Raw genomic sequence first — 24,119 nt, 5'->3', positions numbered from 1 at the left:
GCAGCGCGCCGGCCGGCCGCCTTCCGCAGTTTCTCGTTTTCCGGATTGACGCCATGCCTACCGATTCCGTGGTTCACCAGCTCGCGATTCGCGTGAGCAACCGCCTGCGCGACGAGCGCCTGATGCTCGTCACCGCGGAATCCTGCACGGGCGGCATGGTAGCGACCGCGATCACCGATATTTCCGGCAGCAGCGGCTGGTTCGAGCGCGGCTTCGTCACCTATTCGAATCAGGCGAAGTCGGAAATGATTGGCGTACCGGCCGACCTGATCGAAAAGCACGGCGCGGTCAGCGAGCAGGTCGCGCACGCGATGGCCGAGGGCGCGCTGCGCAACAGTCGCGCGCAGGTGTCCGTCGCGATTACCGGCGTTGCCGGCCCGGGCGGCGGCACTGAAACCAAGCCGGTCGGCATGGTGTCGTTTGCCTGGAGCAATCGGCTGCATACGTCGGTGGAAACCAAGATTTTCAAGGGTGACCGCGAGAAAATCCGCGTGCAAGCCGCCGCGCACGCATTGCGCGGCGTGCTGGCCCTGCTCGACGAGCGCGAACATTAACCCCCGGTTCAAAACCTGAGGCGCCGCCTACGATGTCAGACACGTCTACTTCCCCTGCCGCCAAAGACGAGTTGATCCGACGCTTCGATCTGAAGCCGCATCCGGAAGGTGGATTTTTTAGCGAGACGTATCGGTCCGCAGAAGCCGTCCGTCGCGACGACGGTTCAACGCAGACGCGCTCAGCGTCCACCGCGATTTACTACCTGCTCTGCGACGGCGCGCATTCGGCGTGGCATCGGATCAAGTCCGACGAAGTCTGGCACTTCTATGCCGGCGAGCCGCTGAACGTCCACGTACTCGACGAAGCGGGCTCGCTGACTGCGCACAAGTTGGGCAATGCGCTGACGCATCCGGATGCCGTGTTTCAGGCGGTGGTGCCCGCGGGTCTGTGGTTTGCCGCAGAGTGTGCCGACCCGGCGACGCTCGCGCTATTAGGCTGCACGGTGGCGCCGGGGTTTGAATTCAGTGAGTTCGAACTGGCGGATGTGCACGCGCTGAAGGCGCAACATCCGCAGCATGCGTCGTTGATTGAGCGGCTGGGGCCAGGCGCTGCTTAACCGGTCGTCGCTCACGACGGCCGTCCTCCGTCACCGGAACGCATTGATCCGGTCACGGGTCTCCATCGCGGCTTTCGCGGCGGCCTCAGCAAAATCGTCGTCCTTGCTGGCGTAACTAATCGCCCGCGACGAGTTGATCAGCATGCCCGTGCCGTTCGCCGTGCGGCCGGCATTGACCGTCGCCTGAACATCGCCGCCTTGCGCGCCGATGCCCGGAATCAGCAGCGGCATATCGCCGACGATTCCACGCACCATTTCAATCTCTTTCGGGAAAGTCGCACCGACCACGAGACCCAGTTGGCCGCTCGCGTTCCACTTGTCCGCCACCAGTTGCGCGACGACCTGATACAGCGGACGCCCACCCGTCTCCAGAAACTGCAGGTCCGAGCCGCCCGAGTTCGAGGTCCGGCACAACACGATCACGCCCTTGCCCGTGTGCTCCAGATACGGTTCGATCGAGTCGAAGCCCATGTAGGGATTCACCGTCACCGCATCCGCCTGATAGCGCTCGAACGCCTCGCGCGCATATTGCTCGGCGGTGCTGCCGATATCGCCACGCTTTGCGTCCAGAATCACCGGCAAACCCGGATGATTCGCATGAATGTGCGCGATCAGTTGCTCGAGTTGGTCTTCCGCGCGATGAGCGGCGAAGTACGCAATCTGCGGCTTGAACGACGACGCATACGGTGCGGTCGCATCGACGATGGTGCGGCAGAAGTCGAAAATCGCTTCGGGACGGCCCGCGAGCGCGTCCGGGAATTTGCTGGGCTCGGGATCGAGGCCGACGCACAGCAGCGAGTTCGTGCGCTGCCAGGCGTCGTTGAGTGTCTGGATGAAATTGGACATGGTGAGTCTCGCGGCGAGCCGATAACGGAAGAGGCGCGTATTTTACCCGTCCCGTGCAGCAGAGCGCGGCCACGCGTCATACCGGCTCGGGTCTGAGCTTGGCGGGCACGTCGTGCCGCTCCGCCCGACTCCCCTGTTACTGCCGCCGCCGCGTCCCACGCGCACCCGGCATCGAGCGCAAACCGGTGCGCTCGACGCTGAAGCGGAACGTGCGAGTGAGTCGTTCGCCGCGTCCCAGCATCGTCATGCCGTTCTCGCATGCGCCGCCGGCCAGATTCATTGCGTTGATCGGATGATCGACCGGCTCGAAGCAGAAGAAGTCTTCGCCCGGTGGCGTGTACAGCACGTAGTAGTCGGTGTCGGCGGCAATATTCAGCGACAGGCGACGCTTCGGCCATACCACCGCCGCCTGCCCGCTCCAGCCCGTGAACGCGTGATTGACGATGGTGTCCGGCAACGGATACGCCACACCGAATTGCCACGCGGGCGGCGCCGACACGTGACGCACCGGCAGCCAGTCGTCGCCGGAGAGCCACAGACCACCCGCCGCCGCCGATAGTTTGGTATCCGCATCGCGAACGAAAAAGGGATGCACGCCCAAGCCGAAAGGCAGCGCCTCACGGCCGGCATTCTCGATTTCAAGCGTGATGACGAGCGTGGGGCCGTCCAGCGCATAGGTTTGCGCCGCGTGGAAGGCGTACGGTTTGCCGTCACGGCGATCGAGCGTCAGCCGGACATTTTCACGGTCCGACTCCGCGACCTGCCAGGCGGATAGCCAACCGTCGCCATGAATCGGCAGGGGTTCGTCGGCGCGATTCTGCGGCACCTCGACACGGCGCCCCGCCACGTTGAAATGACCGCCGCCGATCCGGTTCGAATACGGCAGCAGCGGATAACAGGCCAACTGGTTCGGCTGGGTATCGACCGCAACATGGCGGCAGCGCCGGAAAATCGGCGTGAGCGCGCCGTCGTTGCGCCAATCGAAACGGGTGACGCCGCCGCCGAGCGTCGGCGCGACATCGAGGCGCAAATGCGCGTTGGCCAGCGTGACGCACGCGAGCTCGCCACCGCTCGTTTCACCGACCGCAACTGCTGACGTACTGGGACCCGGAAGCACCGGATTGGCCGCCGCGTTGAGTCGCGCGCGTCGGCTTTGCGAAGAAGCGGAAACAGGATTCGCAACAGTCATATCTGGCTCCATCGAGAGGCGTGGGACATTGCCGTCATTGCTGACGGATGGTGTTGGGCGATTTTTTTGAACCGGTCGCCTCTGGGTCCGAACTGCATGCTGCCGATTTGCTGCCACTGGTTTTGCGACATCAACGCCTGATGCACTTTCTCAATCACGGCTCGACTACCCTCCGCTGCCGCCTCGTCACCGAGGCTGCGTCATTTTGCGCTATGTGGGCGTGCCTTGAAACACCGGCTCCGGCAAACCTTGTCGCCCGGGCGTTGCGATAAACACGCCGCCCGCATGCGAATCGCTCGCGAGCGCGGTCGCGTCGAGATCGATGCGCGCGCTCGTGATGTACAGCGTGTCCAATTCCACGAAGCCCTGCGCTGGAAGTCCGCTTGGGGGACCGCCAAACGCGACGCAACTCGGCTGCGCCGTCGGCACGTCGACGCGCTCGGTTTCCACGCCGTCAGGGCCATATCGCACCACTCGCCTGCCGCCCCATTGCGCGTTCCACAAACCCCCGTCGCGGTCGATCGTCGAGCCGTCGGGCTCGCCAGTTGCGTCGGTCAATGTCGTGAACACGCGGTCGTTGGCGATGCTGCCGTCCGCGCGATAGTCGCACGTACGAACTTCACGCGCCGGCGAATCGCAGTAGTACATTGTCGCGCCGTCGGGACTGAACGCGATGCTGTTCGCGATCGCCGGCGCGGGCAACGGCAAACGCTCCAGCGACAAATCGTGATTCAGGCGATAAAACCCGCCCACAGCTTGCAGCGGCGAGCCCTCGTCTTTGGTACCGAATACGAAGCGCCCCTGACGATCGCAGCGGCCATCGTTCACGCGCGTATTCAAGCCAGGTTCGACGTCGACGATACGCTGCGTCTCGCCGGTTGCCAGATCAAAAAACGCCAGATGGGTTGCCAATCCAAGCAGCAGATAGCGCGGATTGGCGCACAGCGCGAACGTTGCGAGCCGCTCGGGCATGCGCCAGGACGTGCTGCCCCCTTCGCTCGGGTCATAGCGCCACAGGCGCGCGCCTTCGATATCGGTCCAGTAGAAGCGGCCGGTTTCCGCGCACCACGTCGCGCCTTCCCCGAGCGTGCATTTCGTGTCGAGCAGCAGCGCCGCCTGAGGTGGCGGCAACCCCGCGCGCGTATCCGTACTCACGCCCAGCCCCCGTCGACGATCATGTCCTGCGCAGTGATCATCCGGCTGTCGTCGGCGGCGAGGAACAGCGCCATGCGGGCGAGATCGGCGGGTTGCAGTTCAGCGTCGATGCACTGACCTTCCTTGATCGAGCGGCGGCCCGCGTCGTCGAGCCACAAACGCTTCTGCTTTTCCGTCATCACCCAGCCCGGCACCAGCGTATTGACGCGAATATTGAAGTGACCGAGGTCGCGCGCGAGACCACGCGTCAACCCCTGCACCGCCGACTTCGACATCACGTACACCGGATAGCCGCCGTTCTTCAGCATCCAGCTAATCGAGCCGAGGTTGATGATCGAACCGCTGTTGCCGGCTTTCATGTCCTCCATCACCGCTTGTGCCGCGAAGAACTGATGACGGATGTTCACCGCGATGCCTGCGTCGAAAGACTCGCGCGTGACTTCGCCGATCGTGTGGCGCTTGTCGTTTGCCGCGTTGTTCACCAGCACCTGAATCGGGCCGAGCGCGGCCTTCACGTCGGCGATCGCTTTTTGCAGCGCGTCGACGTCGGTCAGATCGCAAGGCAAAAACAGCGGCTTGTGTTTCGAATCGCCGAGTTCGTCGGCGAGCGCTTCACCCGCTGTCGCATCGATATCGAAGAACGCGACGCGCGCGCCCTGCGCCGCGAAATGCTCGACGAACGACGCGCCGATACCGGTCGCGCCGCCCGTAATCAACACGGTTCGGTCGACGAGACTCGGATAGCGGGCAAACGCGTTATCCGCGAGACGGTCGTTTGCATTGGCCGGAGACGACATCGTTCGATTCCTTTAAGAGCAAAGTGAGGTAGCCGCAGGTTTAGTCCCGCGAACCGCGGTTCTTCAACTGGTCGAGCAGCACGGCGGCAAGCAGAATCGCGCCGCGCACGAGGTACTGATAGAACGCGTCGATGTTCATCAGGTTCATCACGTTCTCGACCGTGCCCATGATCAGCACGCCGATCACGACACCAGAAATCGTCGCGCGGCCGCCGAGCAGCGACACGCCACCCAACACGCACGCCGAAATCACGTTCAGCTCGAAGCCTTCCGCCGCATTCGGCTGACCCGACGTAATCCGCGAAGCCAGAATCACACCGGCCAGCGCGGTGACCGCACCCTGAATCAGGAAAATATAAACGCGCGTGCGTTCGACGTTGATACCGGCGAGACGCGAAGCTTCCGGATTACCGCCAATGGCCAGCGTATTGCGGCCGTACACGGTCTGATTGAGCATCACGCCGAACACGATGAAGCACAGCAGCGTGACCCAGATCGGCAGCGAAACGCCGAAGAAGCTCAACCCGCCCAGCGCGATAAACGTATCCGACGACACGCCCACGGCCTGCCCGTGCGACACGATAAAGCCGAGACCCCGGACGATTTCCATCGTGGCGAGCGTCGTAATCAGCGCGTTGATGCGCAGATACGCGATCACCGCGCCGTTGACGAAACCGATCACAGCGCCCGCAAACACCGCCGCAATGATTGCAATAAACGTATTGCCGGTCGCATTCAGCACCATCGCGCAGAGCACGCCCGCGAACGCGACCGTCGAGCCCACCGACAAGTCGAAATCGCGCGAAGCCAGGCAGAACATCATCGTGCACGCGACCATGCCGATCTGCGAAATCGACAAGGCGAGACCGAGCATGTTCTCGATCGAGAAGAAGTGATCGACCATCAGCGACATCGTGATGAACATCACGACGAAGATCAGAATCAGGCTGTACTCGGTGATCTGCTGCCACCATTTCGCCTTGTCGTTCGACTGCGGAATCAGCGCTTCGGCCGCGCTTTTCGCGGCTTGTTGCGCGAGGTTTTCTCTGGCTTGCATTTTGAAGACTCCTCCCGTTCCCCACGGGTTGCCGGACTTTCGTCCAAATAATGTTCAGGCCGCTTGCTCGGTGGCTGCGGTTCCGGGCAGCGCGGTCGAGCTTTGCGGCAACGCGAGGCCCAACACCGCTTGTTCGGTTGCTTCCTTGCGCGACAGCTCGCCGGAAATCCGGCCCTGACGCATCACGACGATCCGGTCGGACACGCCAAGCACCTCCGGCAATTCCGACGAGATCATCACAATCGCGCAGCCGCGCTCGGCGAGCTGATAAATCACGTTATAGATCTCATGCTTCGCACCGACGTCGATTCCGCGCGTTGGTTCGTCGAGAATCACCACCTTCAGATCCGGCTCGGCCAACCAGCGCGACAGAATCGCCTTCTGCTGGTTGCCGCCCGACAGAAAACGAATCTTCTGGCGGCGGCTCGGCGTCTTGATCTTCAGCAGCTTGATAAAACGGTCGGCGGTTTCCGCTTCCTTCTTGCGGTCGAGGAACATCCCCGCGCGCAGATAGTGGCGGCGGCAACTGATATTGATGTTCTCCGACACGGTCGCCATCGCGACGATGCCCTCTTCCTTGCGGTCTTCCGGGCACAGCACGATGCCGTGTCTGATCGCCTCACCCGCACTGCGCACCTTGATCGGCTTGCCGTCGAGCACGATCTCGCCGCCCTTCTTGTGGTCGGCGCCATACACGAGGTGCATCAGTTCGCTACGGCCCGCGCCCACCAGACCGAAGAAGCCGAGAATCTCGCCACGCCGCACTTCGAAACTGGCCGGCTGCGCGAGCGCATGGCCTTCAATCGCTTTCGCCGCGAAGCGCACGTCACCCAACGGACGCGCTGAATAGTTATAGATGTCGGCGATTTCGCGGCCCACCATCTCGCTCACGATGGTGTCGCGCGACACGCCTTCGAGCGTGGGATGCGAGGCGATCTTGCGGCCATCGCGGAAAATCGTGCAGGCGTCGCAGAGTTCGTAAATCTCGTCCATGCGGTGCGAGATGTAGATCATCGCGCGGTTGTCCGCGCGCAGATCGCGCACCAGCTTGAACAGCACTTCGGTCTCGCGATGCGACAGCGAGCTGGTCGGTTCATCCAGTGCGATCACGCGCGCGTTGCGCAGCAGCGCCTTGCAGATTTCGACCATTTGCCGTTGCGCGATCGAGAGCTTCCGCAGCTTCGCATTCGGATTGAGCGCCACGCCCATCGCTTCAAGGCGTTCACGCACGAAGCGTTTTGCCTCGCGCTTGTTGACCCAGCCGAGCGCATTCGGCAGTTGGCCCAGCAGCAAGTTTTCCGCGACCGTCAGATCGGGCACGTATTGCAGTTCCTGGTGAATCACCGCGATCCCCGCCGCGATCGACGACGCCGCGCTCGTAAAGCGCACCTCGTTGCCATCGATCATCACGCGACCGGAGTCGGGCTGGTATTCACCACCGAGAATCTTCAGCAGGGTCGATTTCCCTGCGCCGTTTTCGCCCATCAGGCCGTGCACCTGGCCGACGTTGACGTCGAAGGACACACCGTCGAGCGCACGCACGCCTGGAAAGACTTTGCCGATATTGTCAAAACGTAGCGTCGCTGACACTTCGCCTCCTTTATCGACCGGAGTGAGTGCTTCTGCACTTGCTCCGGTCCCATGCAATCAATTGCTGCTTCGTGTGAACCGTGCTTCTATCGCGCCCCATGGGCGCAAAGCGTGGCCTGTCTCAACTGCTCGTCTTTTATTGCTGTTGCCGGCGCGCCCAATCCTTGGAGAAACGACGCACCGGCAGTTCACTTCATTTGACTACGCTACACCCGCTTAATTTGCCGCGAGGCCCATCTTCTGGCGCACATCGGCGACGTTGTCACGCGTGGCCAGCATGCCGGTCGTCAGCGTGAGCATCGGCGGTTCCTTGCCTTGCGTGATCCAGTCGTACATCAGCGTCGAGGTTTCTTCGCCGTGACGCTTCGGGCTGATGATGACCGTGCCGTAGAAGCCGGTCGGGGTCGGCTTCTTGAACTCGTTCAATGCCGAGTCCGAACCGCCGATACCGATGCCGATCATGTTGTCCGCCTTGAAGCCGCGGCCTTCCGCTGCGCGCACCGCGCCGAGCACGCCTTCGTCGTTCAGCGCGTAAGCCACCCAGTGCTTGAACTGCGGGTTCTTGGTGAACGCGATGTTGGCTGCGTTGAAGGCGTTTTCCGTGTCGGTCTTCGCTTGCGGCGCTTCGATCACGTTGGCCTTCGGGAAACCGGCGGCGACGAGCGCAGCGGTTGCACCGGTGGTGCGGTCAACTGCGGTGGGCAACTGGTTGTAGGTCACGTCGATCGCGCCGACGTCCTTCATGTCCCAGCCGCGCTTCTTGATTTCCGCAGCCAGGCCGTCGCCCACTTGCTTGCCGATGTTGTACGCCGAGATGCCCATATGCGGCACCGATGCGATCGGCTTGCCCGCGCCGTCCACGAGGCGGTCGTCCACCGTCATCATCTTCAGGCCGTCGGCCTTCGCCTTGGCGACGATGCCCGGTCCGAGCTTGACGTCAGGCGTGCAGATCACAAAGCCTTGCGCTTTTTGAGCCGACAGGTTGTCGATTGCGCTCATGACCTTTTCACCCGACGGCGCGCCGATCTTGACCAGCGTGAAACCCTTCTCCTTGGCGGCCATTTCCGCGAACTTCCATTCGTCCTGGAACCACGGTTCTTCAGGCTGCTTCACGAGGAAGCCGATCTTGACCGGATCCGCGGCTTGCGCCACCGGTGCGTTGAAGAGCACACCCGTCGCCGCTGCTGCCAGCGTGAGGAAAATTCTTCGTTTCATAATGCGTGTCTCCTGACCAATTGATAACGAGAAGGTATCGGCCGCGTCTTCTTGTACCGGTTGTGACACACGCGGCCAGCGCGTCGTCCGGTGAAACCTGGCTATCGGTTAATGCTCGTTCTTGCTACGGGTTCTGCTTTCTGTTGCGTACGGGTTCGCTACGGTCAGTCGTTTCAGTCGTGATAGAGCGCCGAGCGGCCGCCATCCACGGTGATGCAGGTGGCGTTGATGAACGGCGCTTCATCCGAGGCGAGGAACACCGCCGTCATCGCCACTTCTTCGGGGCGGCCGATGCGCTTCATTGGTTGCAGATCGAGCGTGGCCTGTTTCGCGGCGGCCGGATCGGCTTGTTCGTTCCACCAGTTGTGCGTCAATTGCGTTTCGATGTAACCCGGCGCGATCGCGTTGACTCGCACATTGCGCGGCGCGTATTCGATGCCGAGCGCGCGGGTCAAGCCAATCACGCCGTGCTTCGCGACCGGGTACGGAAAACAGCCCGGAATGATCTTGAAAGCATGCGTCGACGCGATATTCACGATGCTGCCCGCGCCGCGTTCGACCATACCCGGCAACACCGCGCGACAGCCGTTCCACACGCCGTCGAGATCGACCGCGAAGCAACGGCGCCAGTCGTCGTCGGTCATCGTCAGCGGATCGCAGAACACGTTGATGCCGGCGTTGTTGACCAGCACGTCGAGCGCGCCGAACGTGCGTTCCGCCTCGCTCACCGCGTGCTGAACCGAGGCCGATTGCGTCACATCGGTCTGCACCGCAAGCACTTTTGCTTCGCTGGATCCGTGCGCTCCGCGCGTGTCGTCTACGCCTGCACTTGCTTCGAGCGCCGCCCGGATTTCACGCGCGGTGCGCTCGGCCATTTCGATATCGAGTTCCGCCAGTACGACCACCGCGCCCTCGCGCGCAAACGCGAATGCGATCGCCGCGCCGATGCCGCGCCCGGCGCCGGTGATCAACGCGACTTTGTCGGCGAGGCGCTTCATTTCTTCGCGCCTGCGCGGGCGATGCGCAACCCGTTGATGAACGCCTTCGCATGCGAGGCCGTTACCGCCGCGCTCTGCCCCGGCTTATACAGCGCCGAACCGAGACCGAAGCCGTTCGCACCGGCAGTCAAAAACGGGCCCATGTTGTCCGGCGTGATTCCACCGACCGGCACCAGCGGCACTTCCGCCGCGATCACCGCGCGCCACGCCTTCACGACCTGGCAGCCGAGCTGTTCCGCAGGGAACATCTTCAGCACATCCGCGCCGTTTTTCAGCGCGATGAAAGCTTCATTTGGCGTCGCCACGCCCGGCGCGCAGGCCATGCCTTGCGCTTTCGCGGCGACGACGACCTCCGGGTCACTGTGCGGCATCACAATCAATTCGCCACCCGCCGACTTCACGTCGTTGACAAAACTCGGATGCAACACCGTGCCCGCACCGACGATCGCATCGGCCGGCAACGCCTTGCGGATCGCCGCGATGCTGTCGAACGGCTGCGGCGAATTCAACGGCACTTCGACAATACGAAAGCCGGCTTCGTACAACGCCTGACCATGCCCGGCGGCATCCGCGGGCGTCACGCCGCGCATGATCGCGATCAGCGGACAAAGCTCGAACGCCGCGATGAGACCCGCGTGCGGCATGTACGGGGCGGGCAGATTGATGTGAGGTTGCATGTCGGTTCCTTGTTTCATGAGCGGCGGCGCTGCCGGTTAGCCGGCGTGCGCGGCTTGCGACGTGGGGTTGACGAGCCCCGCCTGGGTCGCGACGCGCCACAAACCGCGCTCGGTGGCGTGCTTCACCAGCTCCGCGTGCGTGCAGCCGAATTGCGCCAACGCCACCCGATAGCGCTCGCACAGCGCTTCATTGCCGATCAGGCGCAAGTGCTGCCCGGCGAGCGAGTTTTGCTGTTGCGTGAGCACGGCTTCGAGACCGGCCAGTTCGTGCCCGATCAGCAAGCCCGACAGATAGTCCGGCTGCTGTTCGCGCGAAAGTTCTCCGGTGAGCCCGAGCGTGCGAGCGCTGAATACGGTGGCCAGCATCCCCGCCTGACCTTTGTCGCGTGCAATCTTCACGCCGTGCAGGAATGCATCGGTATCCGGACGATCCGGCGTGACCATCGTGCGGCCGAGAATGGTGTGCTCGCGCAATGCCGCGAACACTTCACCGGTCATGAAGGTATGAAAACGTTCGATGCGGCCCGCCTGCACGACGGCCCATTTCGCGTGGGTGCCGGGCAAGCCGATCAGCGCGCGCTGGGTGCTGTCTTTACCGTCATGTTTTCCACCATCCGTCGCGCTTGCGTTCTCGCCGATCGCGCCGAAAATCTGCGTTTCTTCGCCGCGCATCACATTCGGCAATTCGCCGCGTTGCAGAACGCCTGGCACGATATGCAACGTCACGCCGCACGCTGCCTCCACGCGCACAATGCCGGCAACCAGCGCTTCGGCACTCGCCGGCGCGTCGACATATGGCACTTCGACCCAGCCTTGCGCGCTGCCGACCATGCCTGCCGCGATGACCGGCAAGCCCGGCGTCTGGTCGAGCCAGGTGCGGCACGTATCGTCGAAAGCGGCGTCGAAGCCGCCTTGCTCGGCGCTACGCGGCAAATTCATGATGCCGGCCGTCGAGGCGCGCGTATCCAGCACGTTGCCTGCGGCGTCGAACAGATAGGCGCGCAGCGATGTCGTGCCCCAGTCGAGCGCGATCAGTGCTGCGTGCTCGATCTTCGTGTCGACGGCGCCGGCTGCGGCGTAGTTGACTGCCGGCGTGGGAGAACCCGCATGCTTCATCGCTTGATCCTGCGAGTGGCCGGCTGCGGGGCACGCCAACCGAGTTCTTCCGAGATCGAGCGCGCTTCGCGCTGCACGACCGGGATCAGCTCATCCATGCGTTCGAGCGACATATACGGAATCGTGCTCGCCACTGACAGCGCCGCCACCACCGCGCCGGACGCATCCCGCACTGGCGCCGCGACGCAACGGATCGACGCTTCGTTTTCTTCGAGGTCGAAGGTGTAGCCGCCGGCGGCGTAGTTCGTCATGCGCTGCATGAAGGTCTGCGCGTCGGGACGGTTATCCGGCTTGAAACTGACGCTGGCGAGCGCGCGCCGCGATGCGTCGAACAGCGACTGCCAGACGTTGGGGGTGAGGTCGAGCATCATGGCTTTACCGATACCCGTCGATGCGAGCGGCATCCGGTGACCGACGCGCGAGCGCATTTCCAGACCGCGGGTGCCGGGAATCTTGTCGATGTACAGGACGTCGTCGCCATCGCGCACGCCGAGGTGGATCGTATCGAGCGTTTGTTCGGCCAGCGATTCGAGATGCGGGCGGGCGACTGCGGTGAGCGGCATCTGTTCGAGGGCGATGGTGCCGAGTTCGATCAGCTTCGGGCCGAGCAGATAGCCGCCTTGCACCTGACGCAGATAGCGCGCTTGGACGAGGCTGCTCACCAGCCGGTGCGTGGTGCTGCGGGTCGTGCCGAGCGCGGCGCCGAAGGTGCGCAGATCGCGCACGCCGGCCGCGGCGGCTTCCAGAATCGCCAGTCCGCGCAGCAGGGTTTGGGTGCCAGCTTGTTGCGGTGTGATGTCGAGCAGCGTGCTCGGCAACGCGATTTCGTCGGTCACGGCCGGTTGTGCGGCGACGCGCGGGGCTTTGGCGGCCTGGATCCGCTGCGGCTCGGCGCCGGACGCATGATCGGCTGACGGCGCCAGCTTGGCTTCGGACACGCCGGCGGCGTGAGTGGGCATCGCTTTGTTCATGGCGATTGGCTTTTCGGTGGTTTTTTGCGCTTACAGCGCGGGGCCGGAGAGGAGGCCAGTTTTGCTCGCGGCACGGCGGGTGCTGCCGGTGGCGCGGGTGTACGGCTGCTGCCTTTGAGTCTTGGGCATGGTTTGGCTTGTCTCCGGTTTTTTTCTTGCTGCTGATCGCGGCCGGTTTTTTTCGGCTGGCGATGCGTGTTGGCTGGATTGTAGGGCGGTTTTTGAGAAATCTTCAATATGTGAGTGTTTGATTCATATAATGGGATTTTGCCTTGCCGGGGGGCTGGGGTTTGGTTGGTTGAGTTGCCTGCGGCGGTGGGCTTTTCTTGATGTGTTTGCCTGCGTGGCGCTTGTGGGTTGTTCGCCTGCGGCGTTGGCCTTTCCTTGTTTTCTTTTTGGTTTATTAGCGTCGCCCCTGTGCGGGGCGGCACCTACTTCTCTTTGCCGGCCGGGCGAACCCCACGGCGAGCCGTTATCGGTGTTGATGCGCAACGGCAAACCGTAGTGCCCGAACGCTTCCCGTAATCCCGCCTGCACGGTTGCGGTATCGGTTGGCCCACAGGCGCGCAGCAGGATGCTGAAGCGCGAGTGGTCGTCGAGCACGGTCAGGGGATTTCAACGCCCTTCCTGAAGGGTCTCGAAGTGTCCCTTGAAATCCATCTGCCAGAGTACGTTGGGCTGCTCGTGCTCAAAGCGCTTCCAGGGTTCGCTCATCGCGGAATCGGCCGGCAGGATCAGGTTGTGCCGGTGCAGGATGTCGGTCACGGTGCTGGGCTGTGGCGCCGCCTCAAAGCCCAGATCCCGCAGGCGTCGACTGATCTTGCGCCCACCCCAACGCGGATGTGCCTGACGCAGCCGCACCACTTCCTGCTCCATCGCAGCGGGTGTCTTCGAGGGACTGCTGGCAGGGCGTCGGGATTGATCTGACAGCGCATTCTCGCCGCGCCTGAGCCATTTGTAGCCGGTCTGCCGGCTGATGTTAAAGCGCTGGCACAGCTCGGTGATCGTCAGCGTGTCCTGACTGGCCAGATGAACAAATTCCTCTCGGAGGCTCATGGTGTCTCTTGCGTTCCAGGGCATGGTTGGGACCGGGCGTTTTAATACCCGGAAGTGTCAACCATGTCCCCGCACACCTGTCAGCCATGTCTCCGGTCTATACACGGCCGGCAAAGAGAAGTAGGTGCCGCCCCGCACAGGGGCAACGCGAATAGACCAATAACAAAACGAGGAAAGGCCAACACCCCAAGCGAACAACCCAAAAGCGCCGCGCAGGCAAACACATCAAGAAAAGCCCACCGCCGCAGGCATACAAACGAACAACCGCCGAACAGGCAAAAACCCAAACCTCAGTCCGGCAATTCCGCCGCCCCCATCCGCCGCGCGATCACGCGCGAACGTTGAGCCAGATACCCCGAGCCCCTGTGCTCGTCAAAATACTTAGGCTGCGGCAGCATCACAGCCAGCCGAGCCGACTGCGCAGCAGTCAACTTGGCCGCGGAAGTCTTGTAGTAATAATGCGCGGCCGCCTCAGCGCCATAAACCCCATTCCCCCACTCAACGGAGTTGAGATAAATCTCAAAGATCCGCTGCTTATCCATCAAAGTCTCGAGCATCCACGTAATGATCAATTCCTGACCCTTGCGGATATAACTCTTCTCCCGGGATAAAAACAGATTCCGCGCCAACTGCTGGGTAATCGTCGAGCCGCCCCGAACAATCTTGCCCTTGGCCTTATTGCGCTCCCACGCCTGCAAAATGGCGTCGGTCTCGTAACCATTGTTGTTCACGAAATTCGCGTCCTCGGAAGCGATAATCGCCCGCTTCAAATTGTGCGAAATCTGCTCGTACGGCACCCACGTATGTTGCACCGAAAGATCAGGCCGATCCTCCGACAACCGCCACGCATCCGAGCGCATGAAGGCCGTTGACTGAGGATTCACGTAATTCCACACCGCGATCTGCGCGAAGTAAAACGCCTGCGTCGCAAGCCACGCGATCGCCACCACCGTGCCCAGATAAAACACCCATCGCCCCGGACCTGGCCGGCTCGCGCGCCGCGTCGCTGTCATCGTGCGTGAAGTCCTAAAGTCGGTGAATCAGTGAGTCTGCGTGTTCCAGAAAGAAACGGTCTAGGCGTGCGACGGCGCCGTCAACAACGCTCGCAATTCGGCCAGCACCGGCGCGCCGTCAGGCCGCACGCCTCGCCACACGTAAAACGATTCGGCCGCCTGCTCGACCAGCATGCCGAGACCATCGGCGCCGCGCGCACCCAGCTTTCGCGCGTGCTCCATAAACACCGTCGGATGTGCGCCGTACATCATGTCGTAAGCGAGCGTGCCGCTGCCGAACGCGCGGTCGTCGCACTCAGGCAACGACGCATCCAGACTGCCCGCCGTCGCGTTGACGATCACGTCGTATGTGCCCGCTTCGATCGCTCGCGCGCTTCCGCCGGTCAGGCGGCAAGCGGCGTCGCGCGCGGCTTGCGCGAACTGGTCGACGAGCGCTTCCGCCTTTGCCGCCGTACGGTTGACGATGGTCAGCGTGTGCGGCGCGCGGTCCAGCATCGGCAGCACGACGCCACGCGCGGCACCGCCCGCGCCAAGCAGCAAAATCCGCGCACCCTTCAACGAAACGCCAAGATTCACCTCGATATCGCGCACGAGGCCGAAGCCGTCCGTGTTGTCGCCGTAGACACCGCTCGCGTCGAACCGCAGCGTGTTCACCGCGCCCGCTGCCGCCGCTCGCGGCGACAGGGTATCGGCGAACGCGTGCGCGTCGAGCTTGAACGGCACCGTGACGTTCATGCCGCGTCCGCCCGCTTCGATAAAAGCCTTCACGTGCGGCACGAAAGCGTCGACCGGTGCCAGCAAGTGGCCGTACTCAATCGGCTCGCCGGTCTGCGCGGCAAAGCGGCCGTGAATGAACGGCGACTTGCTATGGCCGACCGGGTTGCCGATGACGGCGTAGCGGTCACGTGACTCATTCGTGCTCATCGTCCTGGCTCCGCGACGTGCTGCTGATCGGCTGCGGCTGCCGCATCGCTGGCGCCGGCGCCGTTTTCGGCGTCGCCCTGCTCTGCCGCACCGCCGTCGAGGTCGGCTTCCGCCTGGGCCTCGGCTTCGCCTTCGGCGCTTTCATCCGCCACGTCGATGATTTCTTCTTCGCCCTCGTCGGCTTCTTCAGCCTCGCTGCCGCTCGTCACGGTCGGCGCGTCGAGTACGTGCAACAGGCGCACGGACGCTTCGACGGTCAATTCGTCGATCGACATCACTTCCATCTGCAAGCGCGTGCCGCGTGCGTGCACGCCGAGACCCGGCACGTGCAGCAACAGCGGAATCTCTTCGAGGCGCACGAGATCGCCCTTCACCACCGACGCCACCACCTGCTTCCGGTTCTCCTGCTTCAGCCAACGCAGGCACCAGAAGTACTCCATGCGGCGCTGATGATCGGCATACGCACTGTAGGTGTCGTCGAACCCTTGCACGACGGCGAACAGATCGGCGTCCTTCGGCTTGAACGGCGCGGCCAGTTTTGCGGTCACGCCATGCTGCACGCAGGCGATCAACTGCCATTGGTTCACGAGGTCGACATAACGGCGCAGCGGCGACGTGCTCCACGCGTATTGCGTTACGCCCAGGCCTTCGTGCGGCGCGGCGTTGGTCTGCATGCGGGTGCGCTTCGGGCCGGTCGGCGCGCCGAACGCGCGTTGCGAGCGGTAGATGCCCGGCACGCCGTGGTCGTGCAGGAACGCGCCCCACGACGAGTTGGCGAGAATCGCGAGCTCCGCGACGATCGTGTCGAGCGGCGACCCGCGCCGGCGCGGCGTGATCGTGATGTGCTCGCCTTCGACATAGAAGTTGAAATCGGTGTTGCGCTGCACTTCGCGGCGCAGGCCGTAACCGGCACGCGCCGTCTGACGCTTTTCGAACAACGCCTGCGCGAACGGCCACAGCACGGCGATGTCTTCCTTGTGCGGATAGTCACCCGTGCCGGCAGCCAGCGCCTCTTCGGTAACCAGTTCGTCCAGCGTGTTGTGGCGCAAATTATTCTTCACGAACACGCGCTCGGCGCGCGTTTCGCTCGCCACGATTTCCTGCGTTTCGCGATTGATGATCACATACAGCGACAACGCGGGCCGCAAGCCGCCTTCAGCCAGCGTGAACGCCTCGACGACGCTATCGGGCAGCATCGTGATCTTGTCGCCTGGCATATAGACGGTCGACAAACGCGTGCGGGCAATCGCATCGATATCGTCGCCACGCGCGATGCCGAGCGCCGGCGCAGCGATGTGCACGCCGATCCGCACGCGGCCGTCGGCCAGATGCTCGACGGAGAACGCATCGTCGATTTCAGTGGTGGTGATGTCGTCGATCGAGAACGCCTTGACATCGGCTTCAGGCAGATCTTCCGGCAACGCGCCAACCGTCACCGGCGGGAAACCGGTGCCGTGCGGGAAAAACTCGGAGAGGAACTTCGCCTCGTGCAACGCGCGGGCCGACGGAATACCACCGCATTCGAGCATCAGCCGCGCCTGCGAGATGCCGCGCGCCGCTGCCGCGCCTTCGAGCGCCTTGTATTCGATCGTGTTCTTGTCGGGCCTCGTGAGCAAAGCCAGCGCCTTGCTGCCGCTGAAGCCTTCCGGCAGGCGGCCTGCCTTCAGTTCATCTTCGTAACCGGCCTGCACCAGCGCCTGCTGACGCTTGCGCTCCAGTCCGGCGAGCGCCATCTTGAGCTGTTCCTGCGGCGCGCGCTGGTACATGCCGCGGCCCTTGCGGCGAAAGTACACCGGCGAGCCGTGCATGCGCAGCACCAGCGCCGCGCGCTCGATGGAACCAAACGCTTCGCCGAAGTACTCGGCGCCCAGCGTGGCAAAGGGGAATTCGTCATCCGGCGCGCACTCCCACAGGAAATCCAGATCGATCTCCTGCGCGGCGGCGTCGGCCTGCTGCATCAACTCGGCGGCGCTCGGCTTGTCGAATTCGATCAGCACGTCTTTCGCGCGCACCTTGGCGCGCCGGCCGCCCGGCAACTCGACCTGAAAAGCATCGCCCTGGCGCGACAGCACGCTGCCCGCCTTGAAACTGCCCGATTCCTCGAAGAAAACGTTCACTCAATACTCTCGTTCTGACTTGCATCCGCCGGCGCGCCCGATTGGGTTCAGCTATCGGTCACTGCGTGCGCGGCACGGCAACGTGTTCGTGGTAGTGGATCCGCGGCGCGATACGCGCGCCTGCGGGTTGAATCTGGTGATCCGCAACGGACTCGCTGCTGGATCGTCGGCGTGATCAGGCCGCTTCGCGCGGCGCCGGCGGCTCGACGTCTTCGGCATCGCAAAAGGCCAGCACCTCGTCGACGTATCGCGCGAATTCGCTGATCGCGTGGTCACTCCCTTCGATCAGCGTAGTGCGCGCGCCCGGATAGTGCGCAAGCATTTCGCGGTAATCGAGCACTTCGTCGCCGGTGGCGGCCATCAAATAATAGCGTTCGGGCCGCGTGATTGAAGCGACGCCAAGCGCGCGCAGCTCGTCCAGATGATGCGGCTCGACCGTAATGCTGCCGCCGCCGTGCCACAACTGCTGCTCGCCGAGATAAGCGCTCAGGTCGCGCTGCGGCACCACCGCCGGGTTGAGCAGCACCGCCGGCCAGCCGTGCTTCTCGGCGAGATACGTGGCGAAGTAGCCGCCCAGCGAACTGCCGATCACCGTCACGTTGTTCGGCTTCGCGGCGGCCACCAGCGATCCGGCGAGCGCCACGGTCTCGAACGGCGAGACCGGCAGCATCGGGCAGCACCATTCGTCGGCGCGGCCGAGCTCGCCGAGGCGCGCCGCCAGCACCCGCGCCTTGAACGATTTGGGTGAGGAGCGGAAACCGTGCAGGTAAAGGATCACGACGTGCCTCGTACGGATAGTGCGTCGAGCAGCTTCTGATGCACGCCGCCGAAGCCACCGTTGCTCATCACCAGAATCTGGTCGCCGGGGCGCGCTGCGTGGACCACGGCTTTGACTAGCGCGTCGAGATTGTCGAAAGCTTGCGCTTTGCCGCCGAGCGGCGCGAGTGCTTCGCCGAGATTCCAGCCAAGCGCGTCACGGCCGGCAGGCGCGCCGTAGCCGAACACCAGGTCGGCGTCGGCCAGACTCGCCGGCAGTTGCGCTTTCATCACGCCGAGCTTCATGGTGTTCGAGCGCGGCTCGAGCACGGCCAGAATTCGCGTGTTGTCGTGGCCGACGCGGGCGCGCAGCCCGGCCACCGTGGTCTCGATCGCCGTGGGGTGATGGGCAAAATCGTCGTAGACGGTCACGCCGTCGACGCTGCCGCGCACTTCCATGCGGCGCTTCACATTCCGGAAGCTCGCCAGCGACTTCGCGGCTTGCGCCGGCGGCACGCCGACATGGCGCGCGGCGGCGATCGCGGCCAACGCGTTCATGCGGTTGTGCTCGCCCTGCACCTGCCACTCGACCACGCCAACGCGCTCGCTGTTGTGATAGACGGCGAAACGCTCGTCGACCGGCTCGCCGTCTTCCGCGGGCAACGTCTCCCAGCCGCCTTGCACGCCGAACCGTTCGACTTCGCTCCAGCAACCGCGCGTCAGCACGCGCTCCAGCGCGTCTTCACGACCGTTCGTGACAATGCGGCCGATGCCCGGCACCGTGCGGATCAGATGATGGAACTGCGTTTCGATCGCCGCCAGATCCGGGAAAATGTCGGCGTGATCGAACTCGAGGTTGTTCAGGACCGCGGTTTTAGGCCGGTAGTGAACAAACTTGGAACGCTTGTCGAAGAAGGCGGTGTCGTATTCATCGGCTTCAATCACGAAGAAGCTCGAATCGGTCAGCCGCGCCGACACCCCGAAGTTCAGCGGCACGCCGCCGATCAGGAAGCCCGGATTGAGACCCGCGTCTTCGAGCAGCCAGGTCAGCATCGAACTGGTGGTGGTCTTGCCGTGCGTGCCGGCCACCGCCAGCACCCACTTGCCGTTCAGCACATGCTCGCCGAGCCACTGCGGACCGGAGACGTAAGGCAGGCCGCGATCCAGGATGGCTTCCATCAGCGGATTGCCCCGCGAGACCACATTGCCGATCACGAACAGGTCGGCGTTGAGGCCGTTCAACTGCTCGGCGTCATAACCTTCGATCAGACGAATGCCTTGCGCCTCGAGCTGCGCGCTCATTGGCGGATAGACGCCGGCGTCGCAGCCCGTCACGGTGTGACCCGCGCCGCGCGCGAGAACCGCGAGTCCGCCCATGAACGTGCCGCAGATACCGAGGATGTGGATGTGCATAAGCCTGTCGTGCCGCGCGGGCGTATTTTTTGCGAGAGATGGGAAGTGCAGAGGAGCGGTCGAAACGACCGTCTGCAAAGGACGCTATTGTAACCGACGCCTCTGAATCGCCCTATGAACGGGGCCGCCAGATTGGCCGGGTGCCCCACCCAGGCAAAGCACCCGGCCCGAACCGCCCGGAAAGGGCGGTCATCAATCTCTAGTATGATTGAGAGATGGTTCGCAAATCACATTTCGATCCGCAGCGCGTGCGCGAGGAAATCGCCATCGCGGCTGCCCGGATGATCGCCGAAGACGGTCTGGACTATGCAACGGCCAAGCGTAAAGCGGCACGGCAGGTAGTCGGCGAGAGCCGTGTTGCCGGCGAATGGCTGCCGGATAACGACCAGATCGAAGAAGAAATCCACGAATATCAGTCGCTTTTCCAGGGTGACAGCCAGCCGGCGCTGTTACGGCGGCTACGCCTCATTGCAATCGACTGGATGGAGCGGCTCGCGCCGTTCAATCCGTATCTGACCGGCGCAGTGCTCGGCGGCACTGCTGGCGAGCACTCGGATATTCACCTTCAGGTGTTCTGCGACAACCCGAAAGAAGTCGCGATCTACTTTCTGAATGCCAACATTCAGTACGACGTTTCGGAGACACGGCATTTTGCCGGCCGCGGCTACGTCGAGACGCTGAGCTTCCTCTGGCGCCCCACCCATGAAGGGCGCGAGGCGGAACCGGCCGGCATCCACGTCGCCCTGTACGAAACTGACGACTTGCGCGGCGCGGTACGGGCCGACGCACGCGGCCGCACTGCCCGGGCGAATCAGCAGGCGGTTCAGGCACTGCTCGACAGCAGCGGTGTCGCCCCTTCAACTAATTAGACAGACCTGGAATGAATACGAGACGGATTCTGGCAGGCGCGCTTGTCGCGATCGTCGCTGCGGGCGGCGGGGTGCTGGCCAATCACTGGTTAAGCGGTAACCCGGAAGTCGCCCACGCGGCGCAACCCGGTTCCACGCAGAGCGCGGTCGAGCAACTTTGGACCGCGCCGGTCACGAACGTCGACGGCAAGCCGCAATCGCTAAGTTTGCTCAAAGGTCACCCAATCGTCGTCAACTTCTGGGCGTCGTGGTGCGGACCGTGCGTCGAAGAGATGCCTGCTCTTTCGCAGCTTCAGCGCGACTATGCAAAAAAAGGCATCCAGTTCGTCGGACTTGGCGTCGATTCGGAGAAAAACGTGCAAGCGTTCCTGCAGAAGGTGAAAGTGGCCTACCCCGTCTACGTGACCGGGTTCGGCGGCGCCGACCTCGCGCGCGCGTTCGGCAACACCGCCGGCGGTTTGCCCTTCACTGTCGTCATTGACGCAAAAGGCAACGTTCGCGCGACAAAACTAGGCCAGATCGACCCGCACGCGCTGAAACAGACGCTCGACGCGCTCTAATTTTCACATTCTTTTGACGATCAGATCGGGGCCAAAGGCGCAAAATTACGCGCAAATCGCCCAAATTTGAGAGAAGATGGGCGCCCGGAGAGGCCGTGAAAGGCCGCCAAGATCAATCCTAACGCGCAGGAAACTAGACAAGTTTCTCTAATCAGCGCTAAAGTGCGCCCAATTCCACGGAAAAAGAAGCGACCATGACGCGACTGCTGGTACTGCACGGCCCCAACCTCAACCTTCTCGGCACCCGGGAACCCGAGGTCTACGGCCGCGTGACGTTACCGCAGATCGATCAGGCGCTGGCGGACCGCGCAGCGGACGCAGGCGTCGAACTCGCGTCGTTCCAGAGCAATCATGAAGGCGCTCTCGTCGATCGCATCCAATCCGCACGGACTGAAAAAACCGATTTCATACTGATCAATCCCGCCGCGTACACGCACACCAGCGTGGCCATTCGGGACGCACTGTCGGGGGTCGGCATCCCGTTCGTCGAGATTCATCTGTCGAACGTACATCGCCGCGAACCGTTCCGGCATCACTCGTATTTCTCCGACCAGGCAGAGGGCGTCATTTGCGGCCTCGGCTGGAAGGGATATATGTACGCGCTCGAATTCGCGCTCGACCGGCTGTCCGCCGGCTCGTCGCGCGGCTGATTCCAAACACGTCTAATTTGCGCCGGCTGCGTATGCGCCGGCACTTTACGCATTGAAAGGGGCTTCCTGATGGATCTACGTAAACTGAAAACTCTGATCGACCTCGTCTCGGAGTCCGGTATTTCCGAACTCGAAGTGACCGAAGGCGAAGGCAAGGTCCGCATCGTCAAGAATGCGCCGCCGGTTTACGTGCAACCGTCCGCTTCGTACGCTCCGCAATATGCCCAGCCGGCACCGATGCCAGGCGGCGAAGCGCCGGCCGCAGCAGCGGGCGCCCTGGCTACCCCGGTCGCCGCCGCGCCGCAAGGCCATCTGGTGACCTCGCCGATGGTCGGCACCTTCTACCGTGCGCCGTCGCCGGGCGCCGAGCCGTTCGTCCAGGTGGGCGACACGGTCAAGGAAGGCCAGACGATCTGCATCATCGAAGCGATGAAGCTGCTCAACGAAATCGAGTCGGACAAGTCCGGCGTGGTGAAGGAAATCCTCGTCGAGAACGGTCAGGCGGTCGAGTACGGCCAACCGCTGTTCGTGGTCGGCTAACGCGGCACGCTTTGCGCCTTTTTTGCGCTTGCCGCCCGCGCACCTGCCCTCCCGGGGTGCGCGACCGATCCTCTGAGGCAGCCTGTGTTGCGATCAACCGGGCGCCCATTGATGAGTCGAAAATCCGCTATGTTTGAAAAAATTCTCATTGCCAATCGTGGCGAGATCGCGCTTCGTATCCAGCGCGCCTGCCGCGAACTCGGCGTCAAGACAGTCGTCGTCTATTCGGAAGCCGACAAGGAAGCCAAGTACGTGAAGCTCGCCGACGAGGCGGTCTGTATCGGCCCGGCACCTTCGAATCTGAGCTACCTGAACATGCCGGCGCTGATCAGCGCAGCAGAAGTCACGGACGCCGAAGCGATCCACCCCGGCTACGGCTTCCTGTCGGAAAACGCCGACTTCGCCGAGCGTGTCGAACAGTCCGGCTTCACCTTCATCGGCCCGCGTCCGGAAACCATCCGGATGATGGGCGACAAGGTGACCGCCAAGCAAACCATGATCAAGACCGGCGTGCCCTGCGTGCCGGGTTCTGAAGGCGCGTTGCCGGACGATCCGAAAGAGATCGTGAAAATTGCCCGCCAGGTTGGCTACCCGGTGATCATCAAGGCCGCCGGCGGCGGCGGTGGTCGCGGCATGCGCGTGGTGCACACGGAAGCGGCGCTGGTCAACGCGGTCAACATGACGCGCGAAGAAGCTGGCCGTGCGTTCGGCAACCCGCAGGTCTACATGGAGAAATTCCTGGAGAACCCGCGGCACATCGAAATCCAGATCCTGTCCGATTCCTTCAAGAACGCGATCTGGCTGGGCGAGCGCGATTGCTCGATGCAGCGCCGTCACCAGAAAGTGATCGAAGAAGCGCCGGCGCCGGGCATCGCGCGCCGCCTGATCGACCGCATCGGCGATCGCTGCGCGGATGCCTGCAAGAAGATGGGCTATCTTGGCGCCGGTACGTTCGAGTTCCTGTACGAAAACGGCGAGTTCTACTTCATCGAAATGAACACGCGCGTGCAGGTCGAGCACCCGGTGACCGAATTGATCACCGGCGTCGACATCGTGCAGGAGCAGATCCGCATCGCGGCAGGCGAGAAGCTCGCCTTCCGTCAGCGCGACATCGTGTTCAAGGGTCACGCGATCGAATGCCGGATCAACGCGGAAGATCCGTTCAAGTTCATTCCGTCGCCGGGTCGTTTGACGTCGTGGCATATGCCGGGTGGCCCCGGCATCCGCGTCGATTCGCACGCCTACAATGGCTATTTCGTGCCGCCGAACTATGATTCGATGATCGGCAAGCTGATCGCTTACGGCGCGACGCGCGAGCAGGCGATCAAGCGGATGCGCATCGCGCTGTCGGAAATGGTGGTCGAAGGCATTCAGACCAACATCCCGCTGCACCGCGAGCTGATGCTGGACGCGAAGTTCGTCGAAGGCGGCACCAGCATTCACTATCTGGAAAACCGGTTGGCCGCGAAGCAGCAGGCCGCGCCGGAAGAAGCGTAAGT

Annotated in this window: 23 protein-coding genes and 1 pseudogene; 7 read left to right on the top strand and 17 right to left on the bottom strand. The window is 63.1% G+C overall.

Translation table 11 applies throughout. From position 1 onward, the window contains the following. The first annotated feature begins 53 nt into the window (after positions 1-53). Positions 54-554 carry a CinA family protein gene (locus tag B0G76_RS01450; protein WP_120296130.1) on the top strand — a complete coding sequence of 167 codons (501 nt, stop codon included), beginning with the start codon at positions 54-56 and terminating at the stop codon, positions 552-554. 32 nt (positions 555-586) lie between these two features. Beyond that, complete coding sequence (locus B0G76_RS01445; protein ID WP_120289515.1) at positions 587-1,111, top strand: cupin domain-containing protein; 525 nt, start codon at positions 587-589, stop codon at positions 1,109-1,111. Positions 1,112-1,141: 30 nt separating this feature from the next. Here the strand turns inward: B0G76_RS01445 and pyrF are convergent, their stop codons facing one another. The 17 genes and pseudogenes from pyrF to mpl form a co-directional block, all read right to left on the bottom strand. Then, positions 1,142-1,957: an orotidine-5'-phosphate decarboxylase gene (pyrF, locus tag B0G76_RS01440; RefSeq protein ID WP_120289513.1), complete on the bottom strand. Its 816-nt coding sequence runs from the start codon at positions 1,955-1,957 to the stop codon at positions 1,142-1,144. A gap of 136 nt (positions 1,958-2,093) precedes the next feature. Continuing rightward, a complete protein-coding gene (locus B0G76_RS01435) occupies positions 2,094-3,146 on the bottom strand; it encodes an aldose 1-epimerase (protein WP_120289511.1) in 1,053 nt (350 codons plus the stop codon). Between the two features lie 210 nt (positions 3,147-3,356). Continuing rightward, a complete protein-coding gene (locus B0G76_RS01430; protein WP_409076743.1) occupies positions 3,357-4,307 on the bottom strand; it encodes an SMP-30/gluconolactonase/LRE family protein in 951 nt (316 codons plus the stop codon). Next, positions 4,298-5,098, bottom strand: coding sequence for an SDR family NAD(P)-dependent oxidoreductase (locus B0G76_RS01425; RefSeq protein ID WP_120289507.1), 801 nt, complete (start codon positions 5,096-5,098; stop codon positions 4,298-4,300). The genes B0G76_RS01430 and B0G76_RS01425 overlap by 10 nt, the downstream gene beginning before the upstream one ends. A 40-nt stretch (positions 5,099-5,138) precedes the next feature. Further along, entirely contained in the window at positions 5,139-6,155 is a 1,017-nt protein-coding gene (gene araH / locus B0G76_RS01420; protein WP_120289505.1) for an L-arabinose ABC transporter permease AraH, read from the bottom strand. A 54-nt stretch (positions 6,156-6,209) separates the two neighbouring features. After that, positions 6,210-7,745, bottom strand: coding sequence for an L-arabinose ABC transporter ATP-binding protein AraG (gene araG, locus B0G76_RS01415; RefSeq protein WP_120289503.1), 1,536 nt, complete (start codon positions 7,743-7,745; stop codon positions 6,210-6,212). A gap of 216 nt (positions 7,746-7,961) precedes the next feature. Beyond that, the gene (locus tag B0G76_RS01410) at positions 7,962-8,960 is read right to left on the bottom strand and encodes an arabinose ABC transporter substrate-binding protein (protein WP_120289501.1); all 999 of its coding nucleotides are present in this window, start codon (positions 8,958-8,960) and stop codon (positions 7,962-7,964) included. A gap of 173 nt (positions 8,961-9,133) precedes the next feature. Further along, complete coding sequence (locus tag B0G76_RS01405; RefSeq protein ID WP_120289499.1) at positions 9,134-9,958, bottom strand: SDR family oxidoreductase; 825 nt, start codon at positions 9,956-9,958, stop codon at positions 9,134-9,136. Beyond that, on the bottom strand, positions 9,955-10,635 hold the full coding sequence (locus B0G76_RS01400) for a 2-dehydro-3-deoxy-6-phosphogalactonate aldolase (RefSeq protein ID WP_120296129.1): 681 nt from the start codon (positions 10,633-10,635) through the stop codon (positions 9,955-9,957). Before B0G76_RS01400 ends, B0G76_RS01405 begins: the two co-directional genes overlap by 4 nt. Positions 10,636-10,671: 36 nt before the next feature. Continuing rightward, positions 10,672-11,751 carry a 2-dehydro-3-deoxygalactonokinase gene (locus tag B0G76_RS01395; RefSeq protein WP_120289497.1) on the bottom strand — a complete coding sequence of 360 codons (1,080 nt, stop codon included), beginning with the start codon at positions 11,749-11,751 and terminating at the stop codon, positions 10,672-10,674. Further along, entirely contained in the window at positions 11,748-12,722 is a 975-nt protein-coding gene (locus B0G76_RS01390) for an IclR family transcriptional regulator (protein ID WP_120289495.1), read from the bottom strand. The genes B0G76_RS01395 and B0G76_RS01390 overlap by 4 nt, the downstream gene beginning before the upstream one ends. 444 nt (positions 12,723-13,166) lie before the next feature. Next, positions 13,167-13,802: pseudogene (locus B0G76_RS01385) on the bottom strand (DDE-type integrase/transposase/recombinase); the annotation flags it as partial. A gap of 266 nt (positions 13,803-14,068) precedes the next feature. Continuing rightward, on the bottom strand, positions 14,069-14,791 hold the full coding sequence (gene mtgA, locus B0G76_RS01380; protein WP_120289491.1) for a monofunctional biosynthetic peptidoglycan transglycosylase: 723 nt from the start codon (positions 14,789-14,791) through the stop codon (positions 14,069-14,071). Between the two features lie 60 nt (positions 14,792-14,851). Beyond that, the gene (aroE, locus tag B0G76_RS01375; RefSeq protein WP_120289489.1) at positions 14,852-15,715 is read right to left on the bottom strand and encodes a shikimate dehydrogenase; all 864 of its coding nucleotides are present in this window, start codon (positions 15,713-15,715) and stop codon (positions 14,852-14,854) included. Further along, on the bottom strand, positions 15,712-17,832 hold the full coding sequence (locus tag B0G76_RS01370) for a ribonuclease catalytic domain-containing protein (protein ID WP_120289487.1): 2,121 nt from the start codon (positions 17,830-17,832) through the stop codon (positions 15,712-15,714). The genes aroE and B0G76_RS01370 overlap by 4 nt, the downstream gene beginning before the upstream one ends. Positions 17,833-18,007: 175 nt before the next feature. Beyond that, entirely contained in the window at positions 18,008-18,610 is a 603-nt protein-coding gene (locus B0G76_RS01365; RefSeq protein ID WP_120289485.1) for a YqiA/YcfP family alpha/beta fold hydrolase, read from the bottom strand. Continuing rightward, on the bottom strand, positions 18,607-20,001 hold the full coding sequence (gene mpl, locus B0G76_RS01360; RefSeq protein WP_120289483.1) for a UDP-N-acetylmuramate:L-alanyl-gamma-D-glutamyl-meso-diaminopimelate ligase: 1,395 nt from the start codon (positions 19,999-20,001) through the stop codon (positions 18,607-18,609). The genes B0G76_RS01365 and mpl overlap by 4 nt, the downstream gene beginning before the upstream one ends. A gap of 215 nt (positions 20,002-20,216) precedes the next feature. Between mpl and B0G76_RS01355 the strand changes: the two genes are divergently transcribed. From B0G76_RS01355 to accC, 5 genes are all read left to right on the top strand, one after another. Next, the gene (locus B0G76_RS01355) at positions 20,217-20,870 is read left to right on the top strand and encodes a UDP-N-acetylmuramate--alanine ligase (protein ID WP_120289481.1); all 654 of its coding nucleotides are present in this window, start codon (positions 20,217-20,219) and stop codon (positions 20,868-20,870) included. A gap of 11 nt (positions 20,871-20,881) precedes the next feature. Beyond that, positions 20,882-21,430, top strand: a complete 549-nt coding sequence (locus B0G76_RS01350) for a TlpA disulfide reductase family protein (RefSeq protein WP_120289479.1) — start codon at positions 20,882-20,884, stop codon at positions 21,428-21,430. Between the two features lie 194 nt (positions 21,431-21,624). After that, a complete protein-coding gene (aroQ, locus tag B0G76_RS01345) occupies positions 21,625-22,080 on the top strand; it encodes a type II 3-dehydroquinate dehydratase (protein WP_120289477.1) in 456 nt (151 codons plus the stop codon). A 69-nt stretch (positions 22,081-22,149) separates the two neighbouring features. After that, the gene (gene accB, locus B0G76_RS01340) at positions 22,150-22,620 is read left to right on the top strand and encodes an acetyl-CoA carboxylase biotin carboxyl carrier protein (RefSeq protein ID WP_120289475.1); all 471 of its coding nucleotides are present in this window, start codon (positions 22,150-22,152) and stop codon (positions 22,618-22,620) included. 129 nt (positions 22,621-22,749) lie between these two features. Beyond that, positions 22,750-24,117, top strand: a complete 1,368-nt coding sequence (accC, locus tag B0G76_RS01335; protein WP_120289473.1) for an acetyl-CoA carboxylase biotin carboxylase subunit — start codon at positions 22,750-22,752, stop codon at positions 24,115-24,117. Positions 24,118-24,119: the final 2 nt, after the last annotated feature.

The organism is Paraburkholderia sp. BL23I1N1 (assembly GCF_003610295.1).
Classification (GTDB): domain Bacteria; phylum Pseudomonadota; class Gammaproteobacteria; order Burkholderiales; family Burkholderiaceae; genus Paraburkholderia.
The sequence above is the reverse complement of the archived record's forward strand: the minus strand, read 5'-3'. Positions and strand labels throughout refer to the sequence as shown.

Bases quoted from the DNA above. Each gene is read 5' to 3' on its own strand.
- B0G76_RS01450 (WP_120296130.1), top strand. From the start codon at position 54: ATGCCTACCGATTCCGTGGTTCACCAGCTCGCGATTCGCGTGAGCAAC.
- B0G76_RS01445 (WP_120289515.1), top strand. From the start codon at position 587: ATGTCAGACACGTCTACTTCCCCTGCCGCCAAAGACGAGTTGATCCGA.
- pyrF (WP_120289513.1), bottom strand. From the start codon at position 1,957: ATGTCCAATTTCATCCAGACACTCAACGACGCCTGGCAGCGCACGAAC.
- B0G76_RS01435 (WP_120289511.1), bottom strand. From the start codon at position 3,146: ATGACTGTTGCGAATCCTGTTTCCGCTTCTTCGCAAAGCCGACGCGCG.
- B0G76_RS01425 (WP_120289507.1), bottom strand. From the start codon at position 5,098: ATGTCGTCTCCGGCCAATGCAAACGACCGTCTCGCGGATAACGCGTTT.
- araH (WP_120289505.1), bottom strand. From the start codon at position 6,155: ATGCAAGCCAGAGAAAACCTCGCGCAACAAGCCGCGAAAAGCGCGGCC.
- B0G76_RS01410 (WP_120289501.1), bottom strand. From the start codon at position 8,960: ATGAAACGAAGAATTTTCCTCACGCTGGCAGCAGCGGCGACGGGTGTG.
- B0G76_RS01405 (WP_120289499.1), bottom strand. From the start codon at position 9,958: ATGAAGCGCCTCGCCGACAAAGTCGCGTTGATCACCGGCGCCGGGCGC.
- B0G76_RS01400 (WP_120296129.1), bottom strand. From the start codon at position 10,635: ATGCAACCTCACATCAATCTGCCCGCCCCGTACATGCCGCACGCGGGT.
- B0G76_RS01395 (WP_120289497.1), bottom strand. From the start codon at position 11,751: ATGAAGCATGCGGGTTCTCCCACGCCGGCAGTCAACTACGCCGCAGCC.
- B0G76_RS01390 (WP_120289495.1), bottom strand. From the start codon at position 12,722: ATGAACAAAGCGATGCCCACTCACGCCGCCGGCGTGTCCGAAGCCAAG.
- mtgA (WP_120289491.1), bottom strand. From the start codon at position 14,791: ATGACAGCGACGCGGCGCGCGAGCCGGCCAGGTCCGGGGCGATGGGTG.
- aroE (WP_120289489.1), bottom strand. From the start codon at position 15,715: ATGAGCACGAATGAGTCACGTGACCGCTACGCCGTCATCGGCAACCCG.
- mpl (WP_120289483.1), bottom strand. From the start codon at position 20,001: ATGCACATCCACATCCTCGGTATCTGCGGCACGTTCATGGGCGGACTC.
- B0G76_RS01355 (WP_120289481.1), top strand. From the start codon at position 20,217: ATGGTTCGCAAATCACATTTCGATCCGCAGCGCGTGCGCGAGGAAATC.
- B0G76_RS01350 (WP_120289479.1), top strand. From the start codon at position 20,882: ATGAATACGAGACGGATTCTGGCAGGCGCGCTTGTCGCGATCGTCGCT.
- aroQ (WP_120289477.1), top strand. From the start codon at position 21,625: ATGACGCGACTGCTGGTACTGCACGGCCCCAACCTCAACCTTCTCGGC.
- accB (WP_120289475.1), top strand. From the start codon at position 22,150: ATGGATCTACGTAAACTGAAAACTCTGATCGACCTCGTCTCGGAGTCC.
- accC (WP_120289473.1), top strand. From the start codon at position 22,750: ATGTTTGAAAAAATTCTCATTGCCAATCGTGGCGAGATCGCGCTTCGT.